Source organism: Marinomonas vulgaris (genome assembly GCF_018145875.1).
Taxonomy (GTDB): Bacteria; Pseudomonadota; Gammaproteobacteria; order Pseudomonadales; family Marinomonadaceae; genus Marinomonas; species Marinomonas vulgaris.
In genome coordinates this window covers 344,899-360,789 of sequence record NZ_JAGSSV010000001.1, presented here as the reverse complement: position 1 = coordinate 360,789, position 15,891 = coordinate 344,899, and the positions used below count along the sequence as shown (strand labels likewise).

The 15,891-nt window shown below is 46.1% G+C and carries 13 protein-coding genes; 7 read left to right on the top strand and 6 right to left on the bottom strand.

The features are described from left to right. Positions 1-41 precede the first annotated feature (41 nt). From J9B83_RS01730 to J9B83_RS01720, 3 genes are all read right to left on the bottom strand, one after another. Positions 42-473, bottom strand: a complete 432-nt coding sequence (locus J9B83_RS01730) for a universal stress protein (RefSeq protein ID WP_211534989.1) — start codon at positions 471-473, stop codon at positions 42-44. 2 nt (positions 474-475) lie between these two features. Next, the gene (locus J9B83_RS01725; protein ID WP_211534988.1) at positions 476-3,070 is read right to left on the bottom strand and encodes a TRAP transporter permease; all 2,595 of its coding nucleotides are present in this window, start codon (positions 3,068-3,070) and stop codon (positions 476-478) included. 88 nt (positions 3,071-3,158) lie between these two features. Continuing rightward, on the bottom strand, positions 3,159-4,136 hold the full coding sequence (locus tag J9B83_RS01720; RefSeq protein WP_211534987.1) for a TAXI family TRAP transporter solute-binding subunit: 978 nt from the start codon (positions 4,134-4,136) through the stop codon (positions 3,159-3,161). 692 nt (positions 4,137-4,828) lie between these two features. Between J9B83_RS01720 and grpE the strand changes: the two genes are divergently transcribed. The 3 genes from grpE (at position 4,829) to dnaJ (ending at position 8,698) form a co-directional block, all read left to right on the top strand. Next, positions 4,829-5,407 carry a nucleotide exchange factor GrpE gene (grpE, locus tag J9B83_RS01715; RefSeq protein WP_211534986.1) on the top strand — a complete coding sequence of 193 codons (579 nt, stop codon included), beginning with the start codon at positions 4,829-4,831 and terminating at the stop codon, positions 5,405-5,407. Between the two features lie 100 nt (positions 5,408-5,507). Next, a complete protein-coding gene (gene dnaK, locus J9B83_RS01710) occupies positions 5,508-7,430 on the top strand; it encodes a molecular chaperone DnaK (protein ID WP_211534985.1) in 1,923 nt (640 codons plus the stop codon). 137 nt (positions 7,431-7,567) lie between these two features. Continuing rightward, positions 7,568-8,698, top strand: coding sequence for a molecular chaperone DnaJ (gene dnaJ, locus J9B83_RS01705; RefSeq protein WP_211534984.1), 1,131 nt, complete (start codon positions 7,568-7,570; stop codon positions 8,696-8,698). Between the two features lie 40 nt (positions 8,699-8,738). Here the strand turns inward: dnaJ and J9B83_RS01700 are convergent, their stop codons facing one another. Then, a complete protein-coding gene (locus J9B83_RS01700; RefSeq protein ID WP_211534983.1) occupies positions 8,739-9,350 on the bottom strand; it encodes a uridine kinase family protein in 612 nt (203 codons plus the stop codon). A gap of 124 nt (positions 9,351-9,474) precedes the next feature. Between J9B83_RS01700 and J9B83_RS01695 the strand changes: the two genes are divergently transcribed. The 4 genes from J9B83_RS01695 (at position 9,475) to gcvA (ending at position 13,456) form a co-directional block, all read left to right on the top strand. After that, entirely contained in the window at positions 9,475-10,023 is a 549-nt protein-coding gene (locus J9B83_RS01695; RefSeq protein WP_211534982.1) for a uridine kinase, read from the top strand. Positions 10,024-10,119: 96 nt separating this feature from the next. Then, positions 10,120-10,449 carry a DUF3392 domain-containing protein gene (locus J9B83_RS01690; protein ID WP_211534981.1) on the top strand — a complete coding sequence of 110 codons (330 nt, stop codon included), beginning with the start codon at positions 10,120-10,122 and terminating at the stop codon, positions 10,447-10,449. Positions 10,450-10,711: 262 nt separating this feature from the next. After that, positions 10,712-12,085, top strand: a complete 1,374-nt coding sequence (locus tag J9B83_RS01685) for a glyceraldehyde-3-phosphate dehydrogenase (protein ID WP_211534980.1) — start codon at positions 10,712-10,714, stop codon at positions 12,083-12,085. Between the two features lie 429 nt (positions 12,086-12,514). After that, positions 12,515-13,456: a transcriptional regulator GcvA gene (gene gcvA / locus J9B83_RS01680; RefSeq protein ID WP_211534979.1), complete on the top strand. Its 942-nt coding sequence runs from the start codon at positions 12,515-12,517 to the stop codon at positions 13,454-13,456. On the opposite strand, the gene J9B83_RS01675 is transcribed toward gcvA, so the two are convergent. After that, the gene (locus J9B83_RS01675) at positions 13,453-14,223 is read right to left on the bottom strand and encodes a TSUP family transporter (RefSeq protein WP_211534978.1); all 771 of its coding nucleotides are present in this window, start codon (positions 14,221-14,223) and stop codon (positions 13,453-13,455) included. The two genes, gcvA and J9B83_RS01675, sit on opposite strands and share 4 nt — an antisense overlap. 152 nt (positions 14,224-14,375) lie before the next feature. Then, positions 14,376-15,866, bottom strand: coding sequence for a glycerol-3-phosphate dehydrogenase (glpD, locus tag J9B83_RS01670; protein ID WP_211534977.1), 1,491 nt, complete (start codon positions 15,864-15,866; stop codon positions 14,376-14,378). Positions 15,867-15,891: the final 25 nt, after the last annotated feature.

Below are 15,891 nucleotides of genomic sequence, written 5' to 3'. Positions count from 1 at the left end.
TTTTGATGACCCTAAGCGCATTGCAAAACCGCTCTATGGCATCAGCCAGGACGAACGATTAACGCCGAGACAGGTGACGTGCGTACTATGTGCGCGGCATTCGGCCCCATAAGATGATCGAGTACGCTGGGTTTGTGTGCACCCAACACGATCAAATCCACCTTGAGTTGGTCAATTTGATGCAATACCTGCTCGTACACAACGCCAATTTCCACCACGGTTTTAGTGCCTTTACGGTCTGGCAAGGTGGTTTTAATCAGAGTCTTGAGCGCCTCACTGGCGGCGTTTGCCGCCTCTTTAAGTGTGCCTTCTTTAAAGAAAGACCCCACCCAAGACGAACCATAGTCGGGAATGACTGTCATCACAGTGAGTTTGGCGTCGTCGATACGGGCTTGTCTGTCCGCTTCTAATAACACCTTTATCGAGTCTTTAGCGTGAGTAAGATCGATACAACACAAAACATGCTTGGTCATGATTAGGCTCCTGTAGCGGCTTTTTCGAGTTTGCGACGACGGTTCACTTGCAACCAAATCACACCTAACACTAAGAGTAATGCCGGAATATAGAACAATTCTTTAGGTGGACGGTCGGTTTCGACTTCCAATTCAACCACCTCCCAATCGAAATCGATACCCAATTGCTCTGCTGCACCGCCAAAGTTTAGGTTATCCACAAAAAATTGACCGTCTTCGTTGCGCAGTTCTAGGCCAGCTGAGTCAAACAAGCGCGCTTCGCCGCTGTCGCCTTTTGGCCCCATTGGCAGTAAGTAGCGGGCATCGACTATGTCCCCATACAGGTCTTCACCGACTAAACGTACACGTAAGGTGCTGTCGCTCTTGGCGTCTTCTGCCATTTGCAGAACCGTGTTGCCTGGGCGTGTTTCAAACTCTGGCGCAAATTGATTCAAGAAATAACCTGGCTGGAATAAGACAAAAGCAGCTAATAATAGCGCCGCGCTTTCCCAAATTTTCGACTTGATTACGAAGAAGTTCATCGTGCCTGCGGCAAACAACAACATCGCAATTAAGGCAAAAATAAACACGAAGACGGCTTGTACAGGCCCTACATCAATCAACAGTAAATCGGTGTTGAAGATGAATAAGAAGGGCAGCAAGGCAGTTCGAATTGAATAGAAAAACGCTTGGAAGCCAGTTTTTAATGGGTCGCCTTTGGAGATCGCCGCGGCAGCAAAACTCGCCAGCCCCACCGGAGGTGTAACGTCCGCCATGATACCGAAGTAGAAGACAAACATATGTACCGCAATCAAAGGAACGATCAAGCCGTTTTGCGCGCCCAATTCCACGACTACACCGGCCATTAAAGATGACACCACGATGTAGTTTGCCGTGGTGGGTAATCCCATGCCTAAGACAATAGAAATCAGTGCCACAAAAAACAGCATGGCCAATAAATTGCCACCAGACAAGAATTCAACGAATTCCGCCATGACTTGGCCGATGCCCGTCAAAGTAACCGCACCGACAATAATGCCCGCCACACCCATGGCCGCCGCAAGACCGATCATATTACGAGCGCCAGAAATCATCCCTTCAGCAATGTCCGATAAACCTTCTTTTACATGACGACCAATTTCACCTTGGCCCCGGAAGTAGGCTTTGAGCGGATTCTGCGTCAATAAAATAAACAGCATGAAAATGGTTGACCAGAACGCAGACAAACCAGGTGATTTGCGTTCAATCATCAATAAGTACATCAACAGCATGATTGGCATTAAATAGTGAATGCCGGTTTTGAAGATCTCTTTGGTAGGGGGGAGGTTTTCAATGGCGTCTAGGCTCATGTCTAAATCTGGGCCTTTTGCAGCGTATTTAACCGCGGCCACGTAACCAACCAACATTAATGCCACTATGATCCAAATGGAGGCCCCACCAGCGACACTACTCAACGCCTCGACCGCTAGACCAGACAAGTAGAGTGCACCACCAAAGAAGATAATGGATAAGGCGATGACCAAAATAGATGCCAAGATGATCTTCACTGGGTGTGTGGTTGAGGTGGACTTCATGCCCATCTTCAAGGCCTCAAGGTGAACAATGTACACCAAGGCGATGTAAGAAATAGCCGCAGGAACAATGGCGGTTTTGACCACTTCGACGTAAGAAATGCCCACGTATTCTGTCATCAAGAAGGCCACCGCACCCATAACAGGTGGTGTTAATACCCCATTAATTGACGAGGATACTTCGATGGCACCGGCTTTAGTTGCAGGGAAGCCGACTTTTTTCATCAAAGGAATGGTGAAGGTACCTGTGGTAACCACATTGGCAATGGAAGAGCCAGACACCAAACCGGTTGCGGCTGAGGCGATAACGGCTGCTTTAGCAGGGCCACCACGTAAATGACCGAGTGCCGCAAATGCCAGTTGCAAAAAGTAGTTACCTGCGCCGGCTTGGTTCAGTAAAGAGCCGAACAAAACGAATAAGAAGACAAAACCAGATGACACACCAAGGGCGACACCAAATACGCCTTCACTGGTGAGCCACATATGGCTCATGGCTTTTTCAAATGATGCGCCTTTCCACTGGACGATTTCTGGTAAACCACTCCAAGAGCCAAAGAAAACATAGGCGAGGAAGAACAGAGCCACGCCCATCAAAGGGAAGCCCAATGAGCGGCGTGCAGCTTCAAGTAATAACACAATACCGATACCGGCAATGACCAAGTCGGTCATGTTGGGCGCGCCAGTCCGGTCAGCGACACCACGGTAGTCCCACCATAAATAAGAGGCGGCAATGGCACCAACGACGGCAATAACCCAAGTGATGGTACGAATACGATGTCGAGGGCTGGATTTGAATGCGGGAAACGCAAGAAACGCCAAAATAACGGCGAAACCAAGGTGGATAGCACGCGTTTGTGTATCGTTTAACACGCCAATACCGAGCATGTAGGGTAAAGGGGAGGCGATCCATAACTGATAAATAGCCCAAATGAGTGGCAGGTACCATAGGACAGATTTACCAAAAGCATCATTAGGTTTACGACCGCCAACGTCGGAATCTCCAACAATGTTGTCTAGGTCATTGGTGTCTAGTGTTTTGTCAGACATGAACTTTCCTCGGGGGTAAATAAAAACAAATGCCTGTTAACAAAACGCTAACAGGCATTTATTAAATGAACATGGGGTGAGGGTTAAATTACAACCAGCCACGCTCTTTGTAGTACTTGATCGCACCTGGATGAAGCGGTGCGCTTAGGCCGTCTTTGATCATGCCTTCTTCTGTCAAGGTGCCGAACGCTGGGTGCAGCTTTTTGAAATCAGAGAAGTTATCGAAGACAGATTTTACTAATACATAAACTACTTCATCAGACGTCTTGGCATCGGCAACGAAGGTGGCTTTTGGGCCCCAAGAAGCGACTTCGATTTCGTTATTTGGGTACAAACCAGCTGGGATAGTCGCTGCAGCGTAAGCTGGGTTAGCGGCCAATACTTTGTCAGTACCAGAGGTCGTCAAATCAAGAATTTTTACATCACAAGTGGATGTGGCTTCCATCGTTGAGCCGTTTGGCAAACCGGCTGCCCAAATAGCGGCTTCGATTTTACCGTCACACAATGCAGCGGCTTGTTCAGACGATTTCAGCTCGGCAGCTAAGGATAGGTCTGCTGTTGTAATACCAGCAGCGTCCATCAATACATCAGCCAGAACGCGTTGACCAGAACCTGGGTTACCAATGTTAACGCGCTTGCCTTTCATGTCGGCAACCGAGTTAATGTTGGCATCGCCGCGTACCATAACGTGCATTGGCTCAGAGTGAATAGAGAAAACAGAACGTAACCCTTCATAAGGCTCGTCATTAGCAAAGGCGCGTTTTGCTTGCATCGCTGCGGTTTGAATGTCTGATTGGACTACGCCAAAGTCTAATTCACCACCACGAATAGTACGTGTGTTGTAAACAGAACCGCCTGTAGATTCAACAGAACAACGTACACCGTGATCTTTACGACCTTTGTTAACTAAACGGCAAATAGCGCCACCAGTAGGATAATAAACGCCTGTTACACCACCTGTACCAATGGTAATGAACTGCTGCTCTGCCGCTTGTGCAGGCATGGAAACAGCAAGACCAATTGACGCTGATAGTACAGCAGTAGCAAAAGCACTTGATTTAAGCATTTCAGTAACTCCTAGTTTGCATTTAGAGGATTCTTTAGGAAAAGAATTCTATGGCATACATCGACACTTGATTAACTGTGCCAATGCTTCGTAACCATTTGAATGAAGTCATTGATATCACCAGTAATACAAATGTGTCAATAAACGTATAAAAATAATATTTTTGGTTCTTTTTTGGGGCGGTTGGTTTTTTTATATCCCCATTTTGGGGCTTGTAAAAAAGACTCTAGCGCCACGTTTTTTACGTTTTTCTAAAGTGAATATGACTTGGCGCCTTACGCCGTTATTTCTAACAATGCAGACGACCTTTTCTGCGTCACTTGTTAATAATCAACCGCTTACAAAGTTCACTACGTCCCTTTTTTATTTAGAGACTGCCAGTGATTTGCTGCACATCTAATAAATAGAATAGTTTAATTCACTCTATTTTTCGTAAAGAATAATAAAATTCACTGTTGAAGTCCATTTTAACAGCACCATATTGGAGCATGGTACAGATTCGTCTGTTTTTTTATCCCTTAAAACGCTTTAAGAATGCCTGCTATGAAGGGGGCTGTCGGCTAAACCTTCGTTCTTTTTTTATTCCACAAAATTAATGCGACATTAGTGCTATATGAGTGTTGAAAGGAAAAAAGCTGTCCCCATATACCCAGCACAAGCAAAGAATTGTTTCTGTAATTTGGAGTTGAAAAATGAGTGAGCAGCAAAAAAATCCTAATATAGACACGGAGCAAGATGTGCAAAACGAAGCGCAAAATGATGCCGTAGAAGAGCTTTTAGAGCCGGCGGAAGGTACCTTGGAAGAATTTACCGAGAACGACGAATTGGCGAAAGCATTAGAAGAGGTGGCGCAATATAAAGAAGCCGCACTTCGCGCTCATGCTGACGCCCAGAATGTTCGTCGCCGTGCTGAACAAGATGTTGAGAAAGCGCATAAGTTTGGCTTGGAGAAGTTTGCAAAATCCATCGTGAACGTAGCAGACAACCTTGAACGTGCTTTGGCATCAGCGCCAGAAACAGGCGAAGCAGACTCGGTTCGTGAAGGGGTCGAGTTAACACTAAAAGACTTGATGGAGACCTTGGCTCGTTTTGAGGTAAAAGCCGTTGATCCTCATGGCGAACCTTTCAACCCTGAACTGCATCAAGCCATCACCATGGTACCTAACCCAGAGTTGGAACCTAATACAGTGATGGACGTGGTTCAAAAAGGCTACACACTAAATGGTCGCTTACTCCGCCCTGCTATGGTTGTGGTTTCAAGCGCCGCTTAAAATACTGTCATTTTTTTGACACTGGACGCTTGAAATACTTTTAAGCGTACCCAAATACAGAATTATCATTGAACAAACGAATTTATTGGAGATACAAACCATGGGTAGAATCATTGGTATTGACTTAGGTACAACAAACTCTTGTGTTGCTGTTTTGGATGGCGAAAAAGCGCGCGTTATTGAGAACGCAGAGGGCGATCGCACCACGCCTTCTATCGTTGCTTTTGCAGACGATGGTGAAGTATTGGTCGGTCAATCTGCGAAACGTCAAGCGGTTACTAACCCTGCAAATACTTTGTTTGCGGTTAAGCGTTTGATCGGTCGTAAGTTTAAAGACGATGTGGTTCAAAAAGACATCTCCATGGTGCCTTACAAAATCATCGGTGCTGACAATGGCGATGCTTGGGTTGAAGTAAAAGGCGATAAGAAAGCGCCACCACAAATCTCGGCTGAAGTTCTTAAAAAAATGAAGAAAACAGCAGAAGACTACCTAGGCGAGAAGGTAACAGAAGCGGTAATCACTGTGCCTGCCTACTTCAACGACTCTCAGCGTCAAGCAACCAAAGATGCGGGTAAAATTGCCGGTCTAGAAGTTAAACGTATTATCAACGAGCCAACAGCCGCTGCTCTTGCATACGGTCTTGATAAGAGCTCTGGCGATTCTACTATCGCTGTATATGACCTTGGTGGTGGTACGTTCGATATCTCTATCATTGAAATCGCTGATGTTGATGGTGAGAAGCAATTCGAAGTATTGTCTACCAACGGTGATACCTTCCTAGGTGGTGAAGATTTCGACATGCGCGTTATCGAATACCTAGCAGCTGAATTCAAAAAATCGTCTGGTATTGATCTACACAATGATCCTCTTGCGTTGCAGCGTTTGAAAGAAGCCGGTGAGAAAGCCAAGGTAGAGTTGTCCTCTTCTTCACAAACAGAAGTTAACTTGCCTTACATCACAGCAGATGCAACTGGCCCTAAACACTTGAACGTGAAATTGACACGCTCTAAGTTGGAGTCTTTGGTTGAAGAGCTAGTGCTGAAATCTCTTGAGCCTTGCCGTCAAGCACTGAAAGACGCAGAACTTTCTGCTTCTGACATCGACGAAGTTATTTTGGTAGGTGGTCAGACTCGTATGCCACTTGTGCAAGCGAAAGTGACAGAGTTTTTTGGTAAAGAGCCACGTAAAGACGTGAACCCAGATGAAGCGGTTGCGATCGGCGCGTCTATCCAAGGTGCAGTATTAGCCGGTGACGTAAAAGACGTATTGCTTCTTGACGTAACACCTCTGTCTCTTGGTATTGAGACAATGGGCGGCGTCATGACAGCCTTGATTGAGAAAAACACCACGATTCCAACTAAGAAATCGCAAACTTTCTCAACAGCAGAAGACAATCAAAATGCGGTAACCATTCACGCCTTGCAGGGTGAGCGTAAACAAGCGGCACAGAACAAATCGCTAGGTCGTTTTGATTTGGCTGACATTCCACCAGCGCCACGTGGTGTGCCACAAATCGAAGTAAGCTTCGACATCGATGCCAACGGTATCTTGAGCGTGTCTGCGAAAGATAAAGCCACTGGTAAAGAGCAGTCTATCGTAATCAAGTCGTCTTCTGGTCTAAGTGATGAAGAAGTCGAAAAAATGGTTCAAGACGCTGAAGCCAACGCCGAAGAAGATCGCAAGTTCGAAGAGCTTGTTCAAGTTCGCAACACGGCTGACGGCATGATCCACGCGACTCGTAAAACACTAGTCGATGCGGGCGACAAGGCGACCGAAGAAGAGAAAACAGCAATCGAAACGGCGATTACTGAATTAGAAGAAGCACTAACTTCTAATGATAAAGAGAAAATCGAAGAGAAAACCAACGCCTTGACTCAAGCGTCTGGCTCTTTGGCTCAGAAAATGTATGCCGATGCTGATGCCGCTGAACAAGCTGCTGGGGCGGGTGCTGAAGAAGCGGGTCAAAAGCAAGATGACGCCGTAGACGCTGAATTCGAAGAAGTGAAAGACGACAAAAAATAAGCGTTAAACCTTATTTCGTAGTCCCTTCATTGGGGCTGTTTACAGAAAGCACGGTTTAGCACCGTGCTTTGCTGTTTACAAACCTTCTTAATAAAAAACTTTATTATTCAGATTTTATCAATTCGGGAATGCTTACGATGAGCAAAAGAGACTATTACGACGTTCTTGGGGTCGCCAAAGACGCTGATAAGAAAGACATTAAAAAAGCTTATCGTTCTTTAGCGAATAAGTACCACCCAGATAAGAACCCAGATAATCCAGAAGCCTTAGAGAAGTTTAAAGAGCTGGCCGAAGCTTATGAAATTTTATCTTCCGAGGACAAACGTGCCGCGTATGACCGCTTTGGTCACGAAGGTGTGAATGGCCAAGGTGGCGGTTATGGCGGCGGCGCAGGCGCTGGTGGTTTTAGTGACATTTTTGGTGATGTGTTTGGTGATATCTTCGGTGGCGGAGGCGGCGGTGGTCAAAGTCGCACACGTCGCGGTTCGGATTTACGTTACACATTAGAGTTGGATCTTGAGCAAGCCGTATGGGGCTGCGATGAGAAAATTCGCATTCCTACCCTGGTTAACTGTAAAACCTGTGATGGCTCAGGGGCAAAAAAAGGCTCTACGCCTAAAACCTGTGGCACCTGTGGTGGTGCGGGTCAGGTGCGTATGTCGCAAGGCTTCTTCTCTGTTCAGCAAACCTGTCCAGAATGTCATGGCTCAGGTCAGGTGATCAGTGATCCATGTAACGATTGTCATGGCCAAGGTCGTGTTCAAGAGTACAAAACGTTAAGCGTTAAAATCCCTGCGGGTGTGGATACGGGCGATCGTATTCGTTTGTCTGGTGAAGGCGAAGCCGGAACACAAGGGGGTCCAGCGGGCGACTTGTTTGTTCAAGTATCGGTGAAACCTCATGCTATTTTTGAGCGTGATGGTGCGAACCTGTACTGCGAAGTGCCGATTAGCTTTACCACGGCGGCTCTAGGTGGCGAAATCGATGTGCCGACTCTTGATGGTCGTGTGCGTTTGAAGGTCACACCGGAATGCCAGTCTGGCAAACTGTTCCGCTTGCGCAACAAAGGCGTTAAACCGGTTCGTGGTGGCCCAGTCGGTGATTTGATTTGCAAAGCGGTCGTAGAAACACCAGTGAATTTGACGTCTCGTCAAAAAGCCTTGTTTACGGAACTGGCAGAAAGCATGGGAGAAGGCACAGACCATTCACCCAAGCAGAAAAGCTGGTTTGATGGCGTAAAGCGCTTTTTCGATGACATCAAGAAGTAACGCGGGTTAATGTTACGGTAGTCAAAACACAGAAAGGCGCTTATTTAGCGCCTTTTTCTTTGAGTAAATAATCAATGTGATTACGCAGTAAATTGGCGGCATTGGTGAAGCTTTTGTTGTTAGGAATAATAAAGTCCGCTTTGCTGCGAATATCAATGGTTTTCAGGGCGGCTTGGCGCACATGACGCATATAGCGGCTGGTCACTTCGTTTACATCGCGGCCACGTTCTGCAATGTCGCGTTTCAATCGTCGCACCACTGCAATGTCCATATCGGTGTCCACATAAAGCAGATAGTCGACAGCATCGCGAATACCCGCATCTTGAAACATCATGTGGCCTTCGACCAAAACCACGTGAGTGGCTTCAAGGTTACGATAGCCCACACGCTTGTGTTGTGAATGATCGTAGACAGGAATTTCATTGGGTTGCTGGCGATTCTTGCAGTTATGAATGGCCAGAGTCAGGCTTTCTAAGTCCAATGAACTCAGGTCATCAAAGTTATACACATCTGGGTCTATGCTGCCGCAGCCATTGTAGAAGCTGTCTTGGCAAAGGATGGTGATTTTATCGTCTTGTCCTTCGGCTAATAACGAACAAAGACGGCTTTTTCCACTGCCAGAAACGCCTGTGATACCAATAACAAGAGCCATGAATTACCTCGTAACAAAAAATTTTAAGTAACTTTCATTATAAAAAGTCATTTTGCGATATTATATATCACCTTTGGCTGGTTTGGCTTGGCAAACAGGACAATGAGTTATTTGTAAGAAGGGAATGATGAAAAAAATATTGCTTACCTGTGTGTTGTTATTTTTGGCAACAAACACCGCATTGGTAAAGGCTGAAGGCTCAAGAAAGCCGCAGATTGTGACTAGGGCAGAACTGTTTGGTTTGCCGTTTAATGATTTAAGTCTACAGACATTAGAAAAAAGATTGGCGACCATGGATATCCATAGTTACCCCTCTTACAAAGATGGGGTGGCAAATTACAGCTTAGGCCGTAGTGGTATGTTAGGGTTAACCGATGCCAAGGTTTACTATAACCGTTCGGGTTATGTTTGGCAGGCATTGATGTTTGGTGTAGTAGAAAGCAAAGAAAAACGCCAATACCTAGGCAACTTATTACAGCGAAAGTACGGTTTGCCAGATGAAGGCTTTATGAACTCAGGTATTGGGCGACCTGTGTGGTCGTTTGAAGATGGCAGCTCTATCCATTTGCACAATACAGCTTACAATGTGTCTGTGGTGTATATTAATGAGAGTCCCAAAAACCGTCAGCCTTCTGGGCGAATTGATGTTGAGGCTTTATCCCATAGGAAATAACCTTAACAGAAACACTGCTGCAGAGAAAAGGCAGACAAAGATCTGTGTTAAGTTTAAAACACATTGCCATAACCAAACGACCTAATACGACCTCCTATGCTTATTTTAGATTTAAATTTACGCCTAGCCTACTTTATCCAGCCGTACCTGCAAGACATTGCTCTCGCGTTTGTGGCTACTTGTTTGGTCGTTTATGGGGATAAGGTGAATGCTTATCTTAAGAGGTTGGTATCTTCCTGGGTGTTTATTGCTCGTGTAACCGCGTTTATTCTAATGTGTACTTTTGGTTATGGGTTACTTACTCTGTGGAGTCAGCCTTTAGTGTATTGGGGTATAACGCAATTAGATCTGGTGTATAGGCCTCTGGTGATTGCGTTGTGTTTCTGCTTATTAGGTGTTTTAGCTGAAAGAAAACGGCATTTATAAAATAATTTATGAAAGTTATTGCCACTTCTTGTTGGCAAATTACAACATAATGGCACGAAAATTCATTCTTTGCGTCATAATCGCCAACTTATGTAGTAAAGTTTCTAACCTCTCTTGTTTATCTCGTTATTTCTATAAAAAAATACGCTAAACACCCGTTTTTAAAGGTTTTTCGTAGTCTTCTTACAATTTGTTTTTGTTCCTTTGTGTCGATAAACTGAGCCCACATTGATACAACAAAGTCTTTTTTCGGGGGCAGAAAATGACAAGCACTTGGTTACAAGCACTTTCACAAGCAGAATCCATGATTCCTCTTTTAGGTAAATTGGGCCGTGAAAAAGCCATTAAAGTTGAATTAGCGGGCAACACCTTGATGGCAGACTCTGTCACAGGTTTGATGGCTGCATTCGATAAACACCCTGAATTAGACCTCGTTCAAGTTTATCAACTGTTAGAACAACTTCTAGCAGGTGATGTGTCGCACACAGCCGTGGAACTTGAATCTCTTATTGCTGAAGCCGACATGGATTCTGTGTTGGCTGCGCAAACAACTGACGGTTCAGAAACGCCTGTCGTATTGTACGGTTTTGGTCGTATCGGTCGTTTATTGGCTCGTCGCATGTGCATGTTAGGTCACACAACTCCTGGTATGAAATTAGCAGCCATTGTGGTGCGTAAAGCCTGCGATAATGATTTAACAAAACGTGCTAGTTTGCTCAAATACGATTCTGTTCATGGTGCTTACGACGGCTTAGTAAAAGTCGACGAAGAGAACCAAGCCTTGATCATTAACGGCTCACCGGTAAAGGTGATTTACGCATCCGACCCTGCGGAAGTAGATTACCAAGCGCATGGTATTAACAACGCCTTGTTGGTAGACAACACCGGCCGCTGGCGTGATCACGATGGCTTGAGCGTACATTTGAATCGTCCAGGCATCGAACGTGTTGTGCTTACAGCACCAGGCAAAGAAATGAAAAACGTGGTTTTTGGTGTGAACGACGGCGATATCACTAACGAAGACAAAATTGTTTCTGCAGCGTCTTGTACTACTAATGCTATTACACCGATTTTATCTGTACTTGAAGAAAAATACGGCATTGAGTCGGGCCACGTTGAAACGGTTCACGCTTACACTAACGACCAGAACCTAATTGATAACATCCACAAAGGTGATCGTCGTGGTCGTGCCGCTGGCATGAACATGGTAATGACAGAAACAGGCGCTGCGAAAGCCGTATCAAAAGCCATTCCTTCTTTGGAAGGTAAGCTAAGTGGCAGTGCGATTCGAGTGCCAGTGATCAACGTGTCCATTGCTGTATTGAGCTTAAACCTGAAATCAGCCACGTCTGTTGATGATATCAACGCATTATTAAAAGCCGCTTCTGACAGCGCTGAATTGACGGGGCAAATTGGTTACAGTGATGGTGCTGACGCAGTGAGCTCTGATTTTATCGGCTCTTCACAAGCCGGTATTGTTGATTCCTTGTCCACTAAAGTACGCGGTAATCAGGCTATCTTGTACGTTTGGTACGACAACGAATACGGTTACAGCTGTCAGGTTGTTCGCTTAATGGAAAAACTTGCTCAAGCAAAGTTAGTTAACGCTGAGTTGCTGGAATCTGCAGCCGCTTAAGTGATGGAATGACCGGACACATTTTACGTGTGTTACTTTACGGCGGCCTTTGGGTCGCCGTTTTTTTTGATCTTTAATTATCATGGTTGTCGTAAAAAAGGTTGTGAAAGGCATTGCTTGAGGCAAAAAAAAGCCGGACAAAGGTCCGGCTTAAACAAAAGTAACTAGCAGTTGCGAGTCACAATAACCTGTGGGGGATGTTGTGACTCATCTAAAATATGACTGTGGGGGCATATTTTAGAAGCAATACAGTTAGGGCTGTATCAATAAAAACTAGGTCGCTGTTGAACCTAAGAGATGGCCATATTCTAGCTTTTTAACCAAGACAGACAAACGATTTAAATTGATTTGTTGAATTAGCCTAACTAATGCAAAATACGGTTTTTTACAGACTATCGAATGATTACACCGGGGTAAGGTAAAAGGGATATGAAGTCTATTCCACTAGCAGGATTAAATACTTTCGCGATTGCCGCACGGCACTTAAGCTTTACCAAGGCGGCGCAAGAAATGCATTTAACCCAAGGGGCGATCAGCCAACAAATTCGGCAGCTTGAAGAGCGTTTAGGGTTAACCTTATTTGTTCGTTACCACCGACGCCTAGAGCTAACGGTAGCTGGCGCACGTTTGGCGGTGCAGCTTAATCACAGTTTTACCGAAATCAGTGATCTTATATTGGAGCTGCAAGAAGAAGAGACCTCAAATATTCTTACTGTGTCTGTCATGCCATCGTTTGCGACTAAGTGGCTAATTCCTCGCCTTGGTAGCTTGCAAGAAGCGTATCCTGATTTGCAATTGCGTATTCAAGCCAATGATCGAGAGGTGAACTTTCAGCGAGATAGGATTGATGTGGCTATTGTACATAGCCATGTTCATAGCTCAAAAGGCTACGTGGTGCCCTTAATGAAAGACAAGGTGTTTCCTGTGTGCAGTCCTGCATTCGCAGAATCGCGTGCTTTGCAGGAAGCGAGTCAATTGGCGCAGGTGCCACTATTAAACGACGATTCTGAATGGCGCTTTTCCAGCCCCTATGCGGAATGGGAAAAATGGCTATTGCTGGCCAACGCCAAAGGCGTCAAGCTATCCCGTGGTATCAGTTTTAATCGAGGTGATTTGGCGGTGCAGGCGGCGGTAGCGGGTCAGGGCGTGGCGCTCGGTCGAACGCCTTTGGTGATGGACGATATTCAGCAAGGGCGACTCATGCGACCTTTTGAAGAAACCCTCGATGAAGGCCATGTATATCTGTTTGTGTGCCCTGAAATGCAACGACAGCGAGAGTCTGTGCAACAGTTGCTGCGCTGGCTGGTATCAGAATGTTATCAATTTTCCGCCGAAGACGCGCTGACGACTCCCGAGCAACTGATGTCCTAGTTGTCCAACAGCAGTTTCACTGAAATGGCCAAGCACATCACAATCACCATAGGTCGAATTAGTGCTGCACCTTTAGTGATGACTAAACGCGAGCCAATTTGCGCGCCAGCCCACTGACCGATGCCCATGGCAATGCCTAACGCCCAGATAATATGCCCGCTAAAGAGAAACACCGCCAAAGAGGCCACATTGCTGGTGGCGTTGAGCACCTTGGTGTGCGCCGTCGCAGAGACCACGGTTAAGCCCATAAAACACAAATACGCGGTAGAAAAGAACGCCCCTGTGCCTGGGCCAATTAAACCATCGTAAAAGCCAATCGAGGTGCCGATGATCACGGCAAATTGCCCATGGGTAAGTGACACTCGCCGAGCAATATAGGGTTGCACTTTGGGTAGAAAGAAAAAGAAAATTGCCACCGCGATTAAGATAATAGGCACAGCTTTAAGCAAGAGGCTGCTGTCTAAATAAGACACTAAAAAAGTGCCGAACATGGCGCCCATAGCCGTCATCACAATAGGAAACCACATGCTTGCCAAATCGACCTGGCCCTTCCTCACAAAGTGATAGGAAGCCGACAAGGTGCCAGCACAGCCTTGAAGTTTGTTGGTGGCGAGTGCCTCGGCGGGAGACAACCCCGCTGCCAGCAGTACCGGCACCGTGATTAAGCCACCGCCGCCCGCAATGGCGTCAATCACCCCCGCCAGAAACGCCGCCGCAAATAACATGAGGAAAACCCAAAGCGAGATATCGAAAAAGACCAAATCCATTGTGCGTTATGTCCTGACAAGAGAGTAAAAGAGGCGAACGGCGGTTGCCAAAAATGGAAGCCTCAGTAAAGCAAAAAAAGCCCGTCTAAACAATTGCCTAGACGGGCGATTAACTTACCAATTAAGTGTGGTTAAGCAGGATTAAGTCGCTTCTATTCGAATTGACTCGTCACATAATTGTTTAATGCGGCAACCTGCTCGGGAGTAAATTCTAACCCCAGCTTGGTGCGTCTCCATAGAATGTCTTCGGCGCTGTGTGCCCATTCGTGTTTGATCAAATAATCCACTTCTGCTTGGTAAAGCTGATGTCCAAAATCTTGTCCCAGACCTTTTTCATCTTTTACTTTGTCGAGCATAAGATGCGTCAAGGTGCCGTAACTGTTGGCGAAACGACGTGCCAAGGGCGCACCGATAAAGGGGTAATCCCTTTGTAATTTCAAGCCAAATGCCTCCAGAGACATACCTAAATCCCCACCAGGTAAGGGTTTACTATGAGTCCAGGGTTCACCAAGTTGATCAAAGTACGGCGTGAGTTTATTCATGGCAGACAGCGCCAGTTTACGATAAGTGGTGATTTTGCCGCCAAAAATGCTCAGTAGTGGTGCCCTGCTGTGTTGGTCCTCTAGGTGCAGGGTATAATCTCGAGTCACCGCAGAAGGGTCGGACGATTCGTCTTCTAGCAAAGGGCGAACGCCGGAGTAACTCCACACAATATCGGCTGGCGACAAGGTCTTTTTGAAATGGTCGTTGGCGACTTTTAAAATGTACTGGGTTTCATCGTCATTGATCTTAACGGCCTTGGGGTCACCCTTATATTCTACGTCTGTGGTGCCGAGTAAGGTGTAATCGTCACGGTAAGGAATAGCAAAAACAATACGTTTATCGGTGTTTTGCATGATAAAAGCATTGCTGTGCTCGTACAGCTTGGGCACCACGACGTGGCTGCCTTTGATCATACGAATGCCGTAAGGGGCTTTTTGTTCTAGCTTGGTTTCGATGAAAGACGATACCCAAGGGCCAGCGGCATTAACAAGGGCGTTAGCGGTGATGTTTTTTGTTTCTTTGGTGAGCTGATCTTCAAGTACGATTAGCCACTGATTGTCTTGTCGTTTTGCCGACACGCAACGTGTGCGAGCAAATATAGCCGCGCCATTTTGTTGAGCGCTCATAGCGTTGATCACCACCAAGCGCGCATCGTCTACCCAGCAATCAGAGTATTCAAAACCTTGTTTTATATCGTTTTTTAGTGGGCTGTCAGCGCCGTATTTAACGCCTTTCGAGCCTTGTAACGTCTCTCGCTTGCCTAGTGTGTCGTACAAAAACAAACCAATTCGAATTAGCCACGCGGGACGTAAATGCGCTCGGTGAGGCATTTGAAAGCGCATTGGTGTCACCAGATGAGGGGCGACTTTTAAAAGCACTTCACGTTCGTTTAACGCTTCTTTGACGAGACGAAACTCGTAATGCTCAAGGTAGCGAAGTCCACCGTGTATCAATTTACTGCTCGACGACGAAGTAGCGTGAGCAAGGTCGCCCATTTCACACAAACCAACATGTAAGCCACGACCGGCGGCGTCTGCGGCAATTCCTGTTCCATTGATGCCGCCGCCAACAACAAATAGGTCAAAATGGGGGTGATTCATGGTGCGCCTCACACTGTCAAAACAA

What these genes read in the sequence shown, in the direction of transcription:
- dnaJ (WP_211534984.1), top strand. Translation starts at nt 7,568, where the DNA reads ATGAGCAAAAGAGACTATTACGACGTTCTTGGGGTCGCCAAAGACGCT.
- J9B83_RS01690 (WP_211534981.1), top strand. Translation starts at nt 10,120, where the DNA reads ATGCTTATTTTAGATTTAAATTTACGCCTAGCCTACTTTATCCAGCCG.
- J9B83_RS01720 (WP_211534987.1), bottom strand. Translation starts at nt 4,136, where the DNA reads ATGCTTAAATCAAGTGCTTTTGCTACTGCTGTACTATCAGCGTCAATT.
- J9B83_RS01700 (WP_211534983.1), bottom strand. Translation starts at nt 9,350, where the DNA reads ATGGCTCTTGTTATTGGTATCACAGGCGTTTCTGGCAGTGGAAAAAGC.
- J9B83_RS01675 (WP_211534978.1), bottom strand. Translation starts at nt 14,223, where the DNA reads ATGGATTTGGTCTTTTTCGATATCTCGCTTTGGGTTTTCCTCATGTTA.
- J9B83_RS01730 (WP_211534989.1), bottom strand. Translation starts at nt 473, where the DNA reads ATGACCAAGCATGTTTTGTGTTGTATCGATCTTACTCACGCTAAAGAC.
- J9B83_RS01695 (WP_211534982.1), top strand. Translation starts at nt 9,475, where the DNA reads ATGATGAAAAAAATATTGCTTACCTGTGTGTTGTTATTTTTGGCAACA.
- gcvA (WP_211534979.1), top strand. Translation starts at nt 12,515, where the DNA reads ATGAAGTCTATTCCACTAGCAGGATTAAATACTTTCGCGATTGCCGCA.
- J9B83_RS01685 (WP_211534980.1), top strand. Translation starts at nt 10,712, where the DNA reads ATGACAAGCACTTGGTTACAAGCACTTTCACAAGCAGAATCCATGATT.
- glpD (WP_211534977.1), bottom strand. Translation starts at nt 15,866, where the DNA reads ATGAATCACCCCCATTTTGACCTATTTGTTGTTGGCGGCGGCATCAAT.
- J9B83_RS01725 (WP_211534988.1), bottom strand. Translation starts at nt 3,070, where the DNA reads ATGTCTGACAAAACACTAGACACCAATGACCTAGACAACATTGTTGGA.
- grpE (WP_211534986.1), top strand. Translation starts at nt 4,829, where the DNA reads ATGAGTGAGCAGCAAAAAAATCCTAATATAGACACGGAGCAAGATGTG.
- dnaK (WP_211534985.1), top strand. Translation starts at nt 5,508, where the DNA reads ATGGGTAGAATCATTGGTATTGACTTAGGTACAACAAACTCTTGTGTT.